The sequence below is a fragment of the Vogesella oryzagri genome (genome assembly GCF_040148885.1).
Taxonomy (GTDB): Bacteria; Pseudomonadota; Gammaproteobacteria; order Burkholderiales; family Chromobacteriaceae; genus Vogesella; species Vogesella oryzagri.
Genome location: NZ_JBEFLD010000003.1, coordinates 17185 through 36304 on the forward strand (window position 1 = coordinate 17185; position 19120 = coordinate 36304).

Annotated in this window: 13 protein-coding genes; 10 read left to right on the top strand and 3 right to left on the bottom strand. The window is 67.3% G+C overall.

Annotation, left to right across the window (positions count from 1 at the left end; all coding sequences use genetic code 11):
* Window positions 1-9 precede the first annotated feature (9 nt).
* Complete coding sequence (locus ABNW52_RS05380; protein WP_349585094.1) at window positions 10-867, top strand: ABC transporter permease; 858 nt, start codon at window positions 10-12, stop codon at window positions 865-867.
* Window positions 868-884: 17 nt separating this feature from the next.
* The gene (gene ugpQ, locus ABNW52_RS05385; RefSeq protein WP_349585097.1) at window positions 885-1622 is read left to right on the top strand and encodes a glycerophosphodiester phosphodiesterase; all 738 of its coding nucleotides are present in this window, start codon (window positions 885-887) and stop codon (window positions 1620-1622) included.
* A 67-nt stretch (window positions 1623-1689) separates the two neighbouring features.
* Here the strand turns inward: ugpQ and ABNW52_RS05390 are convergent, their stop codons facing one another.
* A complete protein-coding gene (locus tag ABNW52_RS05390; RefSeq protein ID WP_349585100.1) occupies window positions 1690-2607 on the bottom strand; it encodes a bestrophin family protein in 918 nt (305 codons plus the stop codon).
* Window positions 2608-2793: 186 nt separating this feature from the next.
* Between ABNW52_RS05390 and ubiU the strand changes: the two genes are divergently transcribed.
* The 3 genes from ubiU to ubiT are packed head-to-tail and all read left to right on the top strand — an operon-like array spanning window position 2794 to window position 5124.
* Window positions 2794-3792 (top strand): ubiquinone anaerobic biosynthesis protein UbiU, encoded by a 999-nt coding sequence (gene ubiU, locus ABNW52_RS05395; RefSeq protein WP_349585103.1) that lies wholly within the window; start codon window positions 2794-2796, stop codon window positions 3790-3792.
* 5 nt (window positions 3793-3797) lie between these two features.
* Window positions 3798-4703, top strand: coding sequence for a U32 family peptidase (locus ABNW52_RS05400; protein ID WP_349585105.1), 906 nt, complete (start codon window positions 3798-3800; stop codon window positions 4701-4703).
* The gene (gene ubiT / locus ABNW52_RS05405; RefSeq protein WP_349585108.1) at window positions 4690-5124 is read left to right on the top strand and encodes a ubiquinone anaerobic biosynthesis accessory factor UbiT; all 435 of its coding nucleotides are present in this window, start codon (window positions 4690-4692) and stop codon (window positions 5122-5124) included. The genes ABNW52_RS05400 and ubiT overlap by 14 nt, the downstream gene beginning before the upstream one ends.
* 314 nt (window positions 5125-5438) lie before the next feature.
* On the opposite strand, the gene ABNW52_RS05410 is transcribed toward ubiT, so the two are convergent.
* Window positions 5439-6779 carry a HAMP domain-containing sensor histidine kinase gene (locus tag ABNW52_RS05410; RefSeq protein ID WP_349585111.1) on the bottom strand — a complete coding sequence of 447 codons (1341 nt, stop codon included), beginning with the start codon at window positions 6777-6779 and terminating at the stop codon, window positions 5439-5441.
* Window positions 6780-6781: 2 nt separating this feature from the next.
* Complete coding sequence (locus ABNW52_RS05415; RefSeq protein WP_349585114.1) at window positions 6782-7486, bottom strand: response regulator; 705 nt, start codon at window positions 7484-7486, stop codon at window positions 6782-6784.
* A gap of 179 nt (window positions 7487-7665) precedes the next feature.
* Between ABNW52_RS05415 and ABNW52_RS05420 the strand changes: the two genes are divergently transcribed.
* The 5 genes from ABNW52_RS05420 (at window position 7666) to ABNW52_RS05440 (ending at window position 19079) form a co-directional block, all read left to right on the top strand.
* Complete coding sequence (locus ABNW52_RS05420; RefSeq protein WP_349585115.1) at window positions 7666-9069, top strand: efflux transporter outer membrane subunit; 1404 nt, start codon at window positions 7666-7668, stop codon at window positions 9067-9069.
* A complete protein-coding gene (locus ABNW52_RS05425; RefSeq protein WP_349585118.1) occupies window positions 9066-10178 on the top strand; it encodes an efflux RND transporter periplasmic adaptor subunit in 1113 nt (370 codons plus the stop codon). Before ABNW52_RS05420 ends, ABNW52_RS05425 begins: the two co-directional genes overlap by 4 nt.
* Window positions 10175-13231, top strand: coding sequence for an efflux RND transporter permease subunit (locus ABNW52_RS05430; protein ID WP_349585121.1), 3057 nt, complete (start codon window positions 10175-10177; stop codon window positions 13229-13231). The genes ABNW52_RS05425 and ABNW52_RS05430 overlap by 4 nt, the downstream gene beginning before the upstream one ends.
* A 396-nt stretch (window positions 13232-13627) precedes the next feature.
* A complete protein-coding gene (locus ABNW52_RS05435) occupies window positions 13628-14791 on the top strand; it encodes a response regulator (protein ID WP_349585123.1) in 1164 nt (387 codons plus the stop codon).
* A gap of 10 nt (window positions 14792-14801) precedes the next feature.
* Window positions 14802-19079: a PAS domain-containing protein gene (locus tag ABNW52_RS05440; protein ID WP_349585126.1), complete on the top strand. Its 4278-nt coding sequence runs from the start codon at window positions 14802-14804 to the stop codon at window positions 19077-19079.
* The last annotated feature ends 41 nt before the right edge of the window (window positions 19080-19120 follow it).

The window sequence follows — 19120 nt, forward strand, 5'->3', positions numbered from 1 at the left end:
GAGCCTGACATGATTCCGAGTTTGCCGGACAACCGCTGGCTGCTGCGCGGCCGCGCGCTGTATATCACGGTGTTCTTTCTGTTCCTGTTGCTGCCCTTGTCGGTGGTGGCGGTGTTCGCCTTCAACGATTCGCTATTTCCCACCCCGCCGTGGAAGGGTTTCACCCTGGACTGGTTTGTGGCCAACAGTGGCGGCCGCACCGGCCTGCTGTTCGATGGCGAGCTGCTGACCAGCATCTGGCACAGCTGCAAGGTGGCGCTGTGGGTCAGCCTGCTGTCGGTGGGGCTGGGCACCAGCAATGCTTTTCTGCTGGAGCGCGCCGAGTTTCGCGGCAAGGGGCTGTTCACCACGCTGATGCTGGTGCCGCTGGTGATTCCGGGGGTGATCCTCGGTATCTCCATCCTGGCGTTTGCCAGCAATATCGCCAACTTCCTCTACGACCACTGGGAGATCGAGCTGGAGTGGCTGCGCCCCGGCCTGCCGCTGGTGGTGCTGGGGCAGGTGTCCTACATCATCACCATCGCCACGCTGACCATCGCCGCGCGGCTGAAGCGCTTCGACACCACGCTGGAGGAAGCGGCGCTGAACCTGGGCGCCAGCCGCTGGCAGATCCTGCGCACCATCACCCTGCCATACCTGAAGCCGGCCATCATCGGCAGCGGCGCGGTGGCCTTCCTGCTGTCGTTCGAGAACTTCAACACCACGCTGATGCTGGTGGGCAGCGACAGTCCGCTCACCATCCTGATGTACGGCCGCATGCGTGAAGGCGCCTCGCCGGTGCTGAACGCGGTCAGCCTGGGCTTGATGCTGGTGTCGGCGCTGGCGGTGGTGCTGCTGTACCTGCGCAAGCCGAAGCAGCCGGCCTGATCAGCAAGGAGAACAAGATGTTGCAACCGTGGCCTTATCCCTATCTGTTTGCCCATCGCGGCGGCGGGCGGCTGGCGCCGGAAAACACCCTGGCCGGCATGGCCACCGCCGTGCAGCACGGCTACGGCGCGGTGGAGTTCGACGTCAAGCTCAGCCGTGACGGGGTGAGCTTTTTGCTGCACGACGACACCCTGGAGCGCACCAGCAATGGCCAAGGGTTGGCCGCAACGCAGGACATCGCCGCGCTGTCGCGGCTGGATGCCGGCAGCTGGTTCGCGCCGCGCTTCGCCGGCGAGCCGCTGCCTACCTTCGCCAGCATCGCCGCCTACTGCCGCGCGCACCGGCTGCTGGCCAATGTCGAGATCAAGCCCTGCCCGGGGCGCGAGGCGGAAACCGGCCAGGCGGTAGCCACGCTGGCCGCTGCGCTGTGGCAGGGCCACCCGGCGCCGCCACTGTTGTCGTCGTTTGCCTGGGAGGCGCTGCTGGCGGCGCGTGACGCCGCCCCGCAGCTGCCGCGTGGCTGGCTGATCGAGGAACAGTGGCCGCAGGACTGGGCGCAACGGTTGGCCGCATTGCAGGCGGTATCGCTGCACAGCGATCACCTGCTGCTCACCGCCGAGCGGGTGGCGGCGGTGCGCGCCGCCGGCTACCGCGTGCTGGCCTACACCGTCAACGACGCGGCGCGTGCCGCCGAGCTACGGCAGTGGGGCGTGGACGGCATCTTTACTGATGCCTTGGATGTGATCCGGCCATAACAAGGGGCCGGGAAAGCAAAAAGGTTGGCCGCATGCGGCCAACCTTTTTTATTGCTAGTGCAACGACTCAGTGCAGGTAGATGCCATCTGGCTGCGGCGGCGGCACCTGCATCGGCACACCCTGCAGTTCGCGCAGCGAGGCCTCGATGTTGTGGCTCATCGCCGCCAGCGGCAGGTCGTTGCCTTCCTTGCCGAACGGTTCTTCCAGCTCGTCGCCCAGCGTATCTAGCGCCAGGAAAGTGTAGGCGATGAACACCGCAATCAGCGGGGTGACCCAACCGATGCTGGTGGACAAGCCGACGGGCAGCAGCATGCAGTAGATGGTGACGGTGCGGTTGAGCAGCACGCGGTAGGTAAACGGAATCGGCGTGGTGCTGATGCGTTCACAGCCGCCCTGAACCTCCACCAGTGTGTCCATGTTCTTGTCCAGCGTCTGCCACTGCCAATCGTTAATGCTGCCGTCGCGGCGCAGTTCGGCCAGCAGTTGCTGCAGCCAGGCCACAATCAGCGCCGGCTGGTTGCGTGCCTGGTGCACGCGCTGCCATTGCGCCTCCGGCAGCAGGCGCTGCAGGTGCGGGCTAACATCTTCCTGGCGCAGATGGCCCTTCAGCGCGTAGATGAAGGCGCAGATGCCGTCGATCAGCAGTGCCGTCTGCGGGGCATCTGGGGTCAGCGCCAGGCATTTGCCGCTCAGCTCGCGGCTGGCGATCAGCAGGCCGCCCCACAGCTTGCGCGCCTCCCAGAAGCGCTCGTAACTGGCGGAGTTGCGAAAGCCCAGAAAGATCGCCAGCGACACCCCCAGCAGGGTGAAGATGTAGATGTTCAGCGATGACTGCGCATGGCGGCTGATCCACCATGGCGCCCAGATGCTGGCCAGCAGCGAGATGACGAGCACCAGCAGCAGGCGGCTCATGATGCGGGGGACAACCGAGCCTTGCCAGATGAACAGCAGGCGGAACCAGTGGTAGCGGGGGCGAATGATCATGGTGCGGTGGTGGCGGTGTGGGGGCAGCCGTCCATCATAGGCCCTATGTTGCAGTGCGGTAAACGGGGTTTACCCACCTTTTGCGCGCGGCCTGCCGACGCGGCGGCTAAATGCTTGATTTGCGGCAATGGCGACCGGTGGCGGCTGGGCTAAGGTCTGCCCGTTTTGCTTGCAAGGAACTCCATCATGCCGCTTCCCGAACTGGTCTGCCCGGCGGGCAGCCTGCCTTCGCTCAAGGCCGCGGTCGATAACGGTGCCGATTGCGTGTACTTCGGCCTGAAGAACGACACCAATGCCCGCAACTTCGCCGGGCTGAATTTCGATGCCAAAAGCGCCAGCGAGGGCATCCGCTATGCCCGCGCCAAGGGCGTCAAGACGCTGCTGGCGATCAATACCTTTGCCCAGGGCGCGGAAAGCGCGCGCTGGCAGCATGCCATCGACGAAGCCGCCGAGCTGGGCGTCGATGCGGTGATCCTGGCCGATTTCGGCCTGCTGGACTACGCCAGCCGCCGCCATCCGGACTTGCGGCTGCACCTGTCGGTGCAGGGCTCGGCCAGCAATTACGAGGCGGTGAATCTGGCGCAGCAGTTGTTTGGCGTGCAGCGCGCGGTGCTGCCGCGAGTGTTGACGCTGGCACAGGTGGAACAGGTGATTGCCAATACCACGGTGGAAATCGAGGTGTTCGGCTTTGGCAGCCTGTGCGTGATGGCGGAAGGGCGTTGCCTGCTGTCCAGCTACGCCACCGGGCAATCGCCCAATACCCACGGCGTGTGCTCGCCGGCGCGCTTCGTGCGCTGGGAGGAGGGCACGCACGGCATGGATGCGCGCCTGAACGGCATCCTGATCGACCGTTTCAGCCCGGATGAGCCCAGTGGTTACCCCACCTTGTGCAAAGGCCGTTTCGAAGTAGAGGGCAGCACCGGCTACGCGCTGGAAGAACCCACCAGCCTCAACGTGCTGCCGCTGCTGCCGGAGCTGCTGCGCATCGGCGTGGCCGCCATCAAGGTGGAAGGCCGCCAGCGCAGCCCGGCCTACGTGGCGCAGGTCACCCGCGTGCTGCGCCAAGCGCTGGACAAGGCGGCCCAGGGCGGCCGCCACGCCGACCCGCTGGCCATGGCCACGCTGGGCAAGCTCTCCGAGGGCCAGCAAGTGACGCTGGGCGCCTACAACCGACCATGGAAATGACCGACATGTCCCTCCCGCTGCAATTGGTCCTGGGGCCGCTGCTGTATTTCTGGCCGCGCGACCAGGTAATGAATTTCTATGCCGAGGCCAGCACTTGGCCGCTGCAACGGCTGTATCTGGGCGAAGTGGTGTGCTCGCGCCGCCAGCAGCTGCGTACCCAGGACTGGATCGCGCTGGCAGCCGACATTGCCGCTGCCGGCAAACAGGCAGTGTTGTCCAGCCAGGCGCTGCTGGAAAGCGAATCCGACCTCAAGCGGCTGCGCAAGCTGATCGACAACGGCGACACGCTGCTGGAGGCCAACGACGCCGGCGCCGTGCACCTATTGCAGCAGCGCGGCCTGCCGTTTGTGGCCGGCCCGCACCTCAACATCTACAACAGTGACACCCTGCGGCTGTATGGCCGCCTGGGCGCGCAGCGCTGGGTGCCGCCGGTGGAAATGTCCGGCGACACCGTGCGCCTGATCGCTGCGGCCAACCCGGACATCGAAACCGAAGTGTTTGCCTGGGGCCGCCTGCCGCTGGCGCTGTCGTCGCGCTGCTTTACCGCGCGCCATTACCAGCTCAACAAGGACGACTGCCAGTTCCGCTGCCTGGAGCACCCGGACGGCATGACGCTGGCCACCCGCGAAGCGCAGGACTTCCTCGCCATCAACGGCATCCAGACCATGTCCGCCGGCTGCCACAGTCTGCTGGACGAGTTGGCCGCATTGCCGGCACAGGGCGTGCGCGCGGTGCGCATCAGCCCGCAGCACCAGCACCTGGCCGCCGTGGTGCAGGCGTTTGCCGCCGCCATCGCCGGTCAGACGCCGCTGGCCGATCTGGCCCGCCTGGCGCCGGGGCCGCTGGTGAACGGCTACTGGCACGGCGAAGCCGGCATCGCGCTGAAGGAGACCGCCCATGGCTGTGCCTGATCTGAAAGTACCGGCCGCGCTGGCGCGCGTGCTGGGCAAACTGCCGGCTACGCCGCCGGTGTGGGGCCTGACCCGCATGCTCAACCTGCTGGCGGCGCGTGGCGTGCTGCCGGTGGATCACAGCCTGCTGGCCGGCCGCAGCTTCCGCATCCGCGTGCTGGACGCCGGCATCACGCTGCATTTCGCCAGCGACGGCCAGCGTTTTGTCAGCGCCGAAGCCAGCAGCGAGCCCGACCTGCAGCTGTCGGCCGATCTGGCCGACTTCGCCCGGCTGATGCTGCGCGAGGAAGACCCGGACACGCTGTTCTTCAACCGCCGCCTGCGCATCGAAGGCGATACCGAGCTGGGGCTAGTGGTGAAAAACCTGCTGGACAGTGTGGACTGGCAGCACACCCCGCTGGCGCGTTTCATGGCGGTGTAGCCGTTGCCGGCAGGAACAAGGTTGGCCGCAGCGATGCGGCCAACCTTTTTTGATGTGTATGCACTGGCCGCTGGGAATAACTCGCGGCTTTGTCGCTACGGAATGGGGGCGCCGGGGAGCGCTTTTGCACGGCGTGCCAACCTTTCACCGGGCTATGGATCAGCCGCCTTGGCACTGGGGCTGGAAGTGACGGACGGCGGCTAGCAGCGTTTGCGCTCGGAACAGCAGCAGTCCTGACGCCGGGCGTTGGCTAGGTGCGCGTTGAGAGCGTACACCTGGCGTCCCCGCGACAGTGCCAGTAAGGCGCGCCGCCGCTACGGCTGTCGCGGCAGCATGATACGCACCTCCAGCCCACCGCCGTCGCGCGGCAGGGCGGTGATGCTGCCGCCGTGCGATTCCACCGCGCGGCGGGCGATGGCCAAGCCGAGGCCGAAGCCGCTGCTGTCCTGGCCGTCCTCGCCCACGCGCAGGAACGGTTCGAACATATCCTGCAGCGCGTGTTGCGGCACGCCGGGGCCGCGGTCGGCCACGCTGATCTGCAGCGCGTCTGCGCTGCTGTGCGCTAGGATGTCCACCCGCGTGCCGGCGGCGGTGTATTTCACCGCGTTGCGGATCACGTTCTCGAAGGCGCGGTACAGCAGCTCGGCGCCGACTTCGGCGACGAATTCGCCGTCACTGCTGAAGCTGACATCGCGGCCCAGGGCCTGCGCTTCGAACTGGGCGTCGTCGGCGATGGCGGCCAGCAGTTCCACCAGGTCCACCCGCTCGCGCGCCACGGTGCCGGAGCCGGCCTCCAGCCGCGCCAGGGTCAGCAGCTCGCCCACCAGGGTGTCCACCCGTACCACTTCCCGTTCGATGCGTTCCAGCGTGTTGTCCAGCCGTGCCGGGTCCGGCCGCTGCCGTGCCAGGCCGATGGCGGCCTGCAGCCGCGCCAGCGGCGAGCGCAGCTCGTGCGATACGTCGTGCAGCAGGCGGCGCTGGGCGCCGACCAGTTGTTGCAGTTGCTGTGCCATGCCGTCGAATTCGCTGGCCAGATCGCCGATTTCGTCGCGGCCGCGGCCCAGGCGGCGGCCGATGCGAGTGTCCAGCCGGCCGGCGGCCAATTTCTGGAACGCCCAGCTGAGCTGGCGGATCGGCTTGGCGGCACGCCAGGCCAGCAGCGCGCTGCACAGCAGGCTGATCAGGATGGCGGTGGAAATCGGCAGCAGCGCCGGCGGCGGCTTGATGTGGGCGAAGCGCAGCATGCGCGCCAGATCGTCGCCGCGCACAAACAGCAGGTAGCGGCTGCCGTCAGTGCTGGCGATGTCGCGGCTGAATGGCTGCTGCCTGGCGGCCCGCTGGCGCGCACTGGCGATGTCGGCGGCGGGCAGCGTGCGGCCCAGAAGCTCGCGGCCGCTGGCGTCGAGCACATACGGGGACGGCAGCTCGCTGCTGTGCGGCCAACCTTGCAGCAGCTGGCGCGCGGTGCGGGTTTCGTGATTGGCCAGCGCGGTGGCGATGCCGTTGAATACCAGCTCCAGCTTTTCCGCCTCAAAGCTGCGCTCGGCCTGCGGCATCGCCCAGCGCCACAGCGAGGTGGCGCCGATGATGCTGCCCACCGTCACGGCGATGAACAGCAGCAGGATCAGGAAGCACTTCCAGAACAGGCGGCCCATGTTCAATCCCCGTCGCGGATCAGCTGGTAGCCCTGGCCGCGTACGGTCTGTATCCAGCTGCGGCCGTCGCTGCCGGCAGCCAGTTTCTGGCGGATGCTGCTGATGTGCACGTCGATGCTGCGGTCGAAGCGGGCCAGCGGCCGCCCCAGCGCCACTTCGGATAACTGCTGCTTGCTGACGATCTGCCCGGCGTGGCGCGCCAGCAGCTCCAGCAGGCGGAACTCGCTGCCGGTCAGCTCCAGCGGCCGGCCGTACCAGTGTGCGGCCAACCTTGCCGGCCACAGCTGCAGCGCGCCGGCCTGCAGGCTGCCATCACCCGTTGCCGGCCCGGTGGGCGTGTCGACGGCCTGGCCGCGGCGCAGGATGGCGCGCAGCCGCGCCACCAGCTCGCGCGGGGTGCACGGCTTGGGCACGTAGTCGTCGGCGCCCAGCTCCAGCCCCAGAATGCGGTCGATGTCGTCGCCGCGCGCAGTGAGCATCAGTACAGGCAGCCGGCTGTGGGCGCGGATCTGGCGCAGCGCCTCCACGCCGTTCAGCCGCGGCATCATCACGTCCAGCACCACGATGTCGTAATCGCCGCTCAGCGCTGCCTGCACGCCACTGGCGCCATCGTGTACCCGCTGGGTGGCAAAGCCTTCCTGCTCCAGATACTCGGCCAGCATGGCGCTCAGCTCCACGTCGTCGTCTACCAGCAATACCTTGTTCATGCTGCCTGTCTTCGATAAATCATCGCCCTGATGATAGCCGCTGCCGTTCACGGTGTCGGGCGGCTTTACACGTCTTTACCTTGCCGCCGCGTCTTTACCTTTCTTTACCTTGGCTTAACCGCGCTTTACCCGCCGCGCGGCGACCATCCGGGCTATCCGTTTCCGTGGAGACACCCCGCATGTCGTTCCGACTTTCCCTCCTGCCGTTGTTGCTGGGCCTGGCGTTGACCGGCTGCGCCACGGTGGGGCCCGACTACCAGGCGCCGGCCGTGCGCATGGACGCGCAGTGGCAGGCCGCACTGCCGCATGGCGGCAGCACCGGCGCGCTGCTGGACTGGTGGCAGAGCTTCAACGACCCGACGCTGTCCAGCCTGCTCAAAGCGGCCGAAGCCGACAGCCCGACGCTGGACCAGGCGCTGGCGGCGATTGCCAGCGCCCGCGCCAGCGATAGCCAGGCCAGCCTGTCCGGCCTGCCCACCCTGAGCGCCAGCGGCAGCGATAGCCGCAGCGGCAGCCAGGGCGGCAACGTTGGTCGCAGCAGCAGCGCGGCGCTGGATGCCAGCTGGGAGATCGACCTGTTCGGCGGCGTGCGCCGCAGCCAGCAGGCCAGCAGCGCCGCCTTGGCCGCCAGCGAGGCCGACTGGCACGACGCGCGGGTGTCGCTGGCGGCCGAGGTGGCCAGCGAGTACGTGAGCTACCGCGCCTGCCAGCTGCAGCTGGCGCACGACCAGGACAGCTACCGCTCGCAGCAGCAGACCGCCAGCGCCACCGCCGTATCGGTGGCGGCCGGCTTCAGCGCCCCGGCCGATGGCGCCTTGATCGATGCCAGCCTGGCCAGCGCGCACAGCACCTTGCTGGCGCAGCAGGCGGAGTGCGAAGTCAGCATCAAGTCGCTGGTAGCACTGACCGGCCTGTCCGAGCCGCTGCTGCGCGACAAGCTGGCTGCTACCGCGGCGGCGATCCCGCAGCCGGCCAGCCTGCAGCTGGACACACTGCCGGTGCAGTTGCTGAGCCAGCGCCCGGATCTGGTCTCGGCCGAGCGCAGCCTGGCGGCGGCCAGCGCCAAGATCGGCGTCGCCGAGGCCGAGCGCTACCCACGGCTGTCGTTGACCGGCAGCCTGAGCAGCACCACCACCCGCGGCAGCGGCAACAGCCAGGGCTGGTCGTTCGGCCCCACGCTGAGCCTGCCGATCTTCGATGGCGGCAGCAGCAAGGCCGCGGTGCTGACCGCCCGCGCCAATTACCAGAGCGCGCTGGCCAGCTACAAGAGCGCGGTGCGCAGCGCGGTGGAAGAAACCGAGCAGGCGCTGGTGCGGCTGGATAGCGCCACCCAGCGCGAAAGCAGCGTCGCCGCCAGTGCGGCCAACTATCGCCGCTACTTCATGGCTACCCAGCAGCAGTGGCAGGCCGGCAGCGCCAGCCTGCTGACGCTGGAAGAGGCGCGCCGCAATGCGCTGTCGGCCGAACAGTCTTTGATCACCGTGCAGCGCGACCGCGTGCTGTACGGCATTTCGCTTTACAAGGCACTGGGTGGCGGCTGGCAGCTTGGCAACGCCACCGCCGCCAAGGGAGAAGCAGCATGACCCGCAAACACACCCTCACTCTCGCCGTGGCCACCGCGCTGGCGCTGGCTGCTGGCGGCTGGCTGTTGTGGCCGGCGAAACCGGCAGCGGCCGCCAGCCAGCCGGCAGTCGCCGATCGCGCTGCGTTGACCGTCAGCGTGGTGCAGCCGCAGCAGCAACGTTGGCCGCAGCAATTGCAATTGAACGGCGCGCTGGCGGCGTGGCAGGAAGCCACCATCAGCGCCGAAACCGGCGGCCTGCGCATTACTGCGCTGCATGCCGATGTCGGCACAGTGGTGCAGCGCGGCCAACTGCTGGCCGAGCTGTTCAGCGCCGGCGTCGCCGCCGAGGTGCGCCAGGCCGAAGCGGCGCTGGCCGAGGCGCGGGTGACGCTGGCCGGCGCCCGTTCCGATTTGTCGCGCGCCAGCGCGGTGAAGGACAGCGGCGCGCTGTCGGCACAGAAGATCGAGCAATATGCGCTGGCGGTGGAAACCGCCGCCGCCGGGGTGAGCTCGGTCGAGGCCAAGCTGGCCAGCGCCCGCATCACCCTGGCGCAGACGCGCATCGTGGCGGTGGACGACGGTGTGATCACCAAGCGCAGCGCCACGCTGGGCACGGTGGTGTCGTCCGGCAGTGAGCTGTTTACCCTGCAGCGCCAGCGCCGGGTGGAGTGGCGTGCCGAAGTGGCGGCGCAGCAGCTGGCGCTGGTCAAGCCGGGGCAGGCGGCACTGCTGACGCTGAGCGATGGCCGCCAGGTCAGCGGCAAGGTGCGGCAGCTGGCGCCGGCGCTGGACAGCAGCACGCGCATGGCGCTGCTGTATGTCGATGTTGCCGCCGACAGCCCGGCGCGCGCCGGCATGTATGCCAGTGGCAGCCTGCTGCTGGGCGAGACCGCAGCGCAGACGGTGCCGGCCAGTGCCGTGGTGGTGCGCGATGGCCACAGCTATGTGTTCGTGGTGGACGGCCACGCGGTGGTGACCCAGCGCGAGGTCAAGGTTGGCCGCAGGCAGGCGCAGCGGGTGGAGCTGCTGTCCGGGGTCAAGCCGGGCGAGCAGCTGGTGCAGAGCGGCGGCGGCTTCCTGAATGATGGCGACAGCGTGCGCGTTGTGCGCGGCAAGGAGGCGACATGAATTTCTCCGCCTGGTCGATCCGCAACCCGGTGCCGGCCATTCTGCTGTTCGTGGTGCTGAGCGCCGCCGGCCTGTTCGGCCTGCACAAGCTGGGCATCCAGAACTTTCCGGACATGGATTTCCCCACCATCACCATCAGCGCGTCGCTGGAAGGCGCGGCGCCATCGCAGCTGGAAACCGAGGTCGCCCGCAAGATCGAGGACGAGGTGGCCACGCTCGGCGGCATCGAGCACATCACCACCACCATTACCGATGGCGCGGTGAGCATCAGCGTGGAGTTCGCGCTGGAGAAAAACAGCGAGGAAGCGCTGAACCAGGTGCGTAACGCGGTGGACAGCGTCAAGGGCGAGCTGCCGGCGGACATGGCAACGCCGACGGTGTCCAAGGTGACCACCAGCGGCAGCGCCATCGTCACCTACACCGTGGCGGCGCCGACCATGAGCGAGGAGTCGCTGTCGTGGTTTGTCGATAACGAGGTCAACAAGGCGCTGCTGTCCACCAGCGGCGTGGGCAAGGTGGAGCGCGTCGGCGGCGTGGACCGCGAGGTGCTGGTGGCGCTGGACCCGGTGCGGCTCAACGCGCTGGGGGTCAGCGTTTCCACTGTCGCCAGCCAGCTGACTGCGGTGCAGAAGGATGCCTCCGGCGGCCAGGGGCGGCTGTCCGGTGCCAACCAGTCGCTGCGCACGCTGGGCGCGGTGGGCAGCGTGGACGAGATCGCCGCGCTGTCGATTCCGCTGGGTGACGGCCGCCACGTGCGGCTGGACCAGCTGGCCACGGTCAGCGATGCCCATGCCGAGCGCACCACCTACGCCATGCTGGACGGCAAGCCGGTGATCGGCTTCCAGATCACCCGTGGCAAGGGCGAGAGCGAAGTGGCGGTGGTGGCGCGCGTGCGCGCCACCGTGGCGCAGCTGCAGGCACGCTATCCGCGCGTGCAGTTCACCGAGGCCTACAACACGGTGGAGTCGATCGAGGACAACTACGACGGCTCCATGCACCTGCTGCTGGAAGGCGCGGCGCTGGCGGTGCTGGTGGTGTGGTGGTTCCTGCGCGATACCCGCGCCACGCTGGTGTCTGCCACCGCGCTGCCGCTGTCCATCATTCCCACCTTCGGCATGATGTATTACTGGGATTTCAGCCTCAACACGCTGACGCTGCTGTCGCTGGCGCTGGTAATCGGCATCCTGGTGGACGATGCCATCGTGGAGGTGGAAAACATCGTGCGCCACCTGCGCATGGGCAAGACGCCGAAACAGGCGGCGATGGAGGCCGCCGACGAGATCGGCCTGGCGGTGGTGGCCACCACGCTGACGCTGGTGGCGGTGTTCCTGCCCACCGCCTTCATGAGCGGCATCACCGGGCGCTTTTTCCGCCAGTTCGGCATGACCGCCGCGGTGGCGGTGCTGGCCTCGCTGCTGGTGGCGCGCTTGCTGACGCCGATGATGGCGGCCTACCTGCTGAAAGCGCATCCGGAGCGGGCGGAAGACAGCAAGCTGATGACGCGCTATCTGGGCTGGGTGCGCTGGTGCCTGGCGCATCGCAGGACCACGGTGGCGGCGGCGACGGCGTTCTTTATCGCTTCGCTCAGCCTGGTGCCGTTGCTGCCGACCGGTTTCGTGCCGGCCAGCGATCTGGCGCGCACCAGCGTCAGCATCAGTCTGCCGCCGGGCAGCACGCTGCAGCAGACACGGGCGGCGGCGGCCGCGGCGCAGCAGCGCATGGTTGGCCTCAGCGGCGTGCGCCATGTGTTCAGCTCGGTGGGCACCGCCACCAGCGGCGGTGGCCCTGGCGCCACCAGCAGCAACGACAGCAATACCGCCACGCTGACGGTGACGCTGACGCCGCGCGGCGAACGCAGCGAGAAGCAGGCGGCGATTGAAGGCCGCATCCGCGCGGCGCTGAAAACCCTGCCGGGGGCACGCATCAGCGTCGGCGGCGGCAACACCGGCGAAAAACTGCAGGTGACGCTGGTGGGCGACGATGCCGCCACGCTGACCGGCGCGGCGCAGACGGTGGAGCGCCAGTTGCGCACGCTGAAGGGCATCGGCTCGGTGACGTCCGATGCCAGCCAGCAGCAGCAGGAAATCCAGATCACGCCGGACAACGCCCGTGCTGCCGAGCTGGGGGTGACCAGCAGCGCGCTGGCGTCCACCGTGCGCATGGCCACCTATGGCGACTTCTCCAGTTCGCTGGCCAAGCTCAACCTGCCGCAGCGCCAGGTGGACGTGCGGGTGCGGCTGGACGATGCCAGCCGCCAGAACCTGGACGCCATCGGCCAGCTGCGGGTAGCGGCCAGCAACGGCAACGTGCCGCTGGCCAGCGTCGCCAACATCGGCATGGGCAGCGGCCCCAGCCAGATCAACCGCCTGGACCGCATGCGCCAGGTCACCGTCGACCTGGAGCTGGGCGGGCGCAGCATGGGTGAAGTGCAGCAGGAGGTGAATGCCTTGCCTGCGCTGAAAGCACTGCCGGCCGGGGTGAAGCAGCGGGCGTCCGGTGACGCCGAGCGCATGGCCGAGCTGTTCGGCAGCTTCGGCGGTGCCATGGCGGTGGGGGTGCTGTGCATCTACGTGGTGCTGGTGCTGCTGTTCCATGACTTCCTGCAGCCGGTCACCATTCTGGCGGCGCTGCCGCTGAGCGTGGGCGGCGCGTTCCTGGCGCTGCTGCTGACGGGGAACAGTTTCTCGATGCCGTCGATCATCGGCCTGCTGATGCTGATGGGGGTGGTGACCAAGAACTCCATCCTGCTGGTGGAGTACGCGGTGATGGCGCGGCGCGAGCGCGACATGAGCCGCTTCGACGCGCTGGTGGATGCCTGCCACAAGCGGGCGCGGCCGATCCTGATGACCACCATCGCCATGGGTGCCGGCATGCTGCCGATCGCGCTGGGGCTGGGCGCCGACCCGAGCTTCCGCGCGCCGATGGCGATAGCGGTGATCGGCGGGCTGCTGACCTCCACCACGCTGAGCCTGCTGGTGGTGCCGGTGGTGTTCACCTATATCGACGATCTGTTGCAGTGGTTCAAGCGCCACCTGCACCGCCGCGCGCATTGAGCTCGGCGCGGGCGCAACGCCCGTAGTCTGCGGCCAACCCTGTCTGCCGGTGCGGACAGGGTTTTTGTTTGTATGCGGGGCGGGGCCGCAATTAAACGCAGACGGGCTAAGGCGACGCTGCTGCTTGGGCCGCGTGACGGCCTGCCGCGCTGCGGTGCCGCGGGGCCGGGCCGGTTTTCCCGCCGGGTGGCTACGGCCGGCAGCGGCCGGCGTATGCTTGACAAATAGTTTGAAAAGCGCCGCGTTATTGCCAACCATGCATAGTGCGGTCTGGTTGATGTTGCGCAAGGGCATCTTCTGCCGCACCACGACAATGCGTAGCCATTACGTTGGCCGCCCGACTGTCTGCGGCTGGCCACTTGTTTACCTGAACGCCGTTACCCACCTGGAACTAGCATGCAGACCAAACCACTGCTCTACGTGATTGATGATGATTCGCTGACCGTGCAAATGATCGAGGATGTGCTGGGCGAGCAATTTGCCGTGCAAGGCAGCGTCAATCCGCTGCAGGCCTTGCAGCAGGTGGGGACGCTAGCGCCCCAGATCATTCTGCTGGATATCAATATGCCGGAACTGGACGGTTACGAGGTTTGCCGCCGCTTGAAGGCAGATTTTGATACCCAGGATATTCCGGTGATGTTCCTGTCTGGCCTGACCACGCTGGAAGATCGCATGGCCGCCTACGATGCCGGTGGCGAGGATTTTATGGCCAAGCCGCTGGAGCTAACCTTGCTGGGCGCCAAGCTGGAGGCGCTGCTGCGCATCCGCCAGCAGCGCGAAGCGCTGGCGCAGCAGGCCAGTTACGCCACGGCGACCGCCATGACGGCGATGAGCAACGCGGCCGAAATGGGGCAGGTGGTGCAGTTTGCCCGCCAGGTGATGCTGTGCGAGGACATGGGCGGCCTGGCTCGCGAGCTGCTGGAAGCGGCGGCCAGCTACGGCCTTTCCTCTGCCGTGGCATTGCGAAACGAGAGCGGGGCGCTGGAAATGAACCAGGCGGGCGAGCTGAGTGCCATGGAGTCCGGGGTGCTACAGCTGATCGCCAGTTGCGGCCGCATCGTGGCCATGGGGCAGCGCGCGGCATTCAACTACGGGGGCGTTACCCTGATGGTGCGCAATATGCCGCTGGATGATGAGGAGCGCATGGGGCGCCTGCGTGACAACCTGGCTGCCATCGCCGAGCTGGCTGCCGCCCGGCTGGCAACGCTGGCGCTGGCGGATCTGGCCGCGTCGCGTGGCGCCATGCTGGCCTTGCAGCAGCAGGTGGTGGAGCGCGAGGCCAGCCTGCGTAAAGTCCTGTCCAGCGTGCAGGCCAGCGTGACGGCCATGGAGCAGCAACGCCGTGACGACCGCTTTCTGGCCACTGCGCTGCTGGAAAGCATGCTGGGCGAGCTGGAGCGCGAATACATCCACCTGGGCCTGACGGAGCGGCAGGAAGCCAATCTCAACAATGTGCTGCGCGCCGCCAGCAGCCGTATCCTCTCCCTGTATGGCGGAGACTTCCAGGCACTGGAGAGTCTCAAGCAGGTGTTGGCCGACATGCCGCCGTTGGTCAGCTGAGTAACCGCACATGCGCATAAAGCACCACTTGCTGCTGTGGTTCGTGCTGGGTAGCCTGTTGCCGCTGCTGCTGGTGGGCGGGCTTGCCTATCAACGCTTTGCCAGTCATTACCGCGAGTCCACGCAGGCGCAACTGCAGGCGCTGCTCACTGTCCGCCTGAACGAGATCGCCGACTGGTGGCAGGGCCAGACCACCATGATGCGCCTGCTGTCGTCTGACAATGATCTGGATGCCTGTGTGCGGGCTTTCTCGGCCCAAGGGGTGTCGACCGCGACCACCTGCACTTTCGTGGAAGAGGCCAATATCGTCATCGGGCAGAACGACATGCTGCTGCTGGACCCGCGTGGCAAGGTGCTCTTCAGCCCCAATCATCCGGCATGGCGCGGGCTGGACTTGGCCGATCCCCGGCAATCCTCGTCGCGTATGGCCGGGCAGCTGCAAGAGCTGATTACCCTGCCGACCAGCGGCGTGCGTTTCATCCCGCATGCCCCGTTTGCCCCGGTAAAGACCTATGCGGCGTTCTGGCTATCCCCGGTGCTGCAGCAGGACAAATTGCTGGGTTTTCTGCTGATCCGTGTCAACGAAGAACATCTGCAACATATCACCGGCAATTATGCCGGCATGGGGGCGGACGGCGAAAACCTGCTGGTGACGACGCAGGAGCGCGGAGAGGCGATGGTGATTGCGCCGTTGCGCCGCACGCCGAATGCCGCCTTCCGCCTGAAAATCACGCCGCAGATGCAAGCCGGCCAGGCCATGTGGGAGGCGCTGGATGGTGGCGTGGGCGTGGGGCGCAGCCTCGATTACCAGGGGCGTCCCGTGCTGGCGGCCTGGTCGGCGTTGCCATTGCTTGGCGGGGCCATCATGGTCACCCGCGACGAGGCCGCGGTGATGGCGCCGTTGCAGCAACAGCGGAACCAGCTGATCGGCATACTGCTGGTGGTGGCGGTGTTTGCCTGCGCGATTACCTTCTGGCGCGCCCGCAAACTGGTGGTGCCGATCAACACCTTGCTGCAGGCCAGCCAGCGCATCAGCCGCGGCGAACCGGGGGTCAGGCTGCCGCCACTGGATGGCCGGGAGTTCCAGTCGCTGGGCAACACCTTCAACGCCATGGCCGAGCAGCTGGAGCGCAGCCAGTTGCAGCGGCAATTGCAGCTGGAGGATGCCGAGCGCATGGCCAAGCTTGGCTATTTCATTGCCAACAGTGATGGCCGCCCGGACGAATGGACCGAGCAGCTGTATCACATCCTGGAATACCCGACGGAGCAGCCACCACAGATCAGCAGTTTTCTGCAGCGTATTCACCCGGATGATCTCCAGAACGTGCTGCTGGCGCATGCGGCCAACCTGCAGCACGGTTACGAGGTGGATTTCCGGCTGCAGATGCCGGATGGACGCATCAAGTACCTGCGCGAGGTCGGCCGGCACGAGTTTGATAGCAGCGGGCAGCCGTTGCGCCGGGTGGCCGTGGTGCAGGATGTGACTGTGGCATGGCAACTGGCCCACGAGATGGATGCGGCGCGCGAGGCACTGGAACAGGAACGGCTGGCGCGGGCCGAGGAGGCCGCCAGCAATGCCGAGGCCAAGGCGCAGGCCATCTTGCAGACAATGGGGGAAGGAGTGCTGGGCCTGGCTGCTGATGGCCGCGTGGTGTTCTGTAACCCGGCGGCGGCGATGATGCTGGGGGCCAGCAGCGAGGCGCTAAATGGCCGGCAACTGGACGATTTCCTCTATCACTACAATGCCTATGGCCTGCGGTTGGTGCCCCCGTCGCCATTGCTGCGCGCCTTGCAGCAGGGGCTGCCGTGCAGCAGCCACCGGGAGCAGTTCGGCAGCGCGCAGCGCGAACGCTTCCCGGTGTTCTACCAGCTGAACATGCTGGCACGGCCGATTGGCGAGCTAGGTGCCGTGCTGCTGTTCCGCGACATTACCCTGCAGCGGGCCAACGAGATGCGGCTGGAGCAGATGTCGCGTGCGGTCACGCAAAGCCCGGCCGGGGTGATGATTACCGACCCGCAAGGCTTGATCGAGTTCGTCAATCCGCGTCTGCTGCAGATGAGCGGTTACGACGAGCAGGAATTGCTGGGCCAGCGCCCCGGCTTGCTCAAGAGCGGCAAAACCGGGCCGCAAGTCTATGCCGAATTGTGGCGGGCGCTGTTGTCCGGCGAAAGCTGGCACGGCGAATTGCTCAACCGGCGCAAGGATGGCCGCGAATACTGGGTGATGCAGATGGTGTCGCCGGTGCGCGATGCCGCGGGGTGCATCACGCACTACGTCAGCGTGCAGGAGGACATCACGGCACAGAAACAGCTGGCGCAGCGCATGCAGGAGGCGGTGGCCGCCGCCGAAAACGCCACCGAGGCCAAGAGCGCGTTCCTGGCCAATATGAGCCACGAAATCCGCACCCCGATGAACGCCATCATCGGTATGACCGACCTGGTGATGCGCGAACAGCTGCCGGCCAAGGCGCGCGACTATCTGGGCAAGGTGGTGCGCTCCGCACGCGGCTTGCTGGAAATCATCAACGACATCCTGGATTTTTCCAAGATCGAGTCTGGCTATCTGCAGATCGAGCAGTCGCCGTTCCTGCTGGAAGAGGTGCTGGCGCCACTGGCCGACATCCTGGCCATGCGGCTGGATGGCAAGTCGCTGGAGCTGGTGTTCGATGTCGCGCCCGACGTGCCCAGCCGCTGGCAGGGCGATGCGCTGCGGCTTGGCCAGGTCCTGCTGAACCTGCTGGGCAATGCCGTGAAGTTCACCACCACCGGCTATGTGTTGCTGACCGTGCGCTGGCAGGGTGGGGTGCTGCATTTCGAGGTGCAGGATAGCGGGATCGGCATGAGCGAAGCGCAGCTGGCCCGCTTGTTCCAGCCGTTCTCGCAGGCGGATGCCTCCACCCAGCGGCGTTATGGCGGTAGTGGCCTGGGGCTGGTGATTTCCAACCAGTTGGTGCAATTGATGGGCGGCGAGCAGATCCGCATTGACTCGCAGCCCGGCAAGGGCAGCTGCTTTGCTTTCAGCCTGCCGCTCCCCGCCTTGGCCGTGGCCGCAGCGGCGCCGTGGCAGCCAGAGGGCAAGCTGTTCCATGCCCGCTTGAGCGAGCAGTACCGCGGCTGCTTGCTGCCGCTGTGCCAACGCCTGGGCATGGAAAGCAGCGAGATTGTGACCCGCACACAGCTGCTGGCCTTGCTGGCGGCGTGGCGCACGGAAGACGTGCTGCTGCTGGACAGTGATGCCGCCGACTGGCGCGAGCTGGTACGGGACATCCCCTGGCCGGCCAATGCCAAGCTGATTTTGTTGAGCCGCCACCATGTCAGCTCGGGCGCGCTGCTGCCGGTCGCCTCGCGCAGCCTGCCGGTGTGCGAGGTCTGGCTCAAACCGCTGACCATCGGGCGTTTTTACCAGGGCATGCAGCGGCTGGGGCAGGCCATTCCCGCCGCCGACGAGGCCGCGAATAACACCTTGCCGCGGCTCGATGGCTGCCATGTGCTGGTGGTGGACGATGTGCCGCTGAACCAGGAAGTCGCCGCCGCCTATCTGCAGGAGGCGGGCGCCAGCGTCTGCTTTGCGGCCAACGGTGCCGAGGCGCTGCAGGCCTTGCAGCAGGGGCTGCCGGATGCGGTGCTGATGGATTGCCACATGCCGGTGATGGATGGCTTTGTGGCAACGCAGCAGATCCGCGCCAACCCGGCCTGGCAGGCGCTCAAAATCATTGCCCTGACCGCCAATGCCTTGTCCGGCAGCCGCGAAGAGGTGCTGGCCGCGGGCATGGATGACTACATCAGCAAACCGATCGATCCGGTACGCCTGTTTGCCGTGCTGGCCCAAGCCGGGCTGCAGGCGCGACCGGCGTCGGCCGCGCACGTCGCCACGCCGCCTGCCGCCGTGGCCGGCCCCGAGCTAGCCGCGGCGCCAGCCGATGAGTGGCAGCAGTTGGCCGCCGCGGGGGTCAATGTCGAGGATGGCACCGCCCGCGCGGTGGGCATGCAGCATGTGTATCGCAAATGGCTGCTGCTGTTTGCCAGCAATATGGCCAGCTTTGCCGACGACAGCCAGGCCGCGCTGCAGGCCGGCGATGGCGAGCTGCTGCTGCGGCTGGTGCATACCCTGCGCGGCGCCGCCGGTAATGTCAGCGCCGACGAGGTGGCCCGCCAGGCGGGCGAGATCGAGCAGGCTATCCGCCAGGGCGCCGCGGTCGCGACGCTGGCGCCGCAGCTGGCGGCGCTGCTGCAACAGTTGGCCGCCGTGCGGCAGGCGGTGGCCGCGCTGGCGCAGACAGCGGCATAAGCCGCCGGGCCGGCCGCCTGCCGGCCTTGCGGCCAACCTTT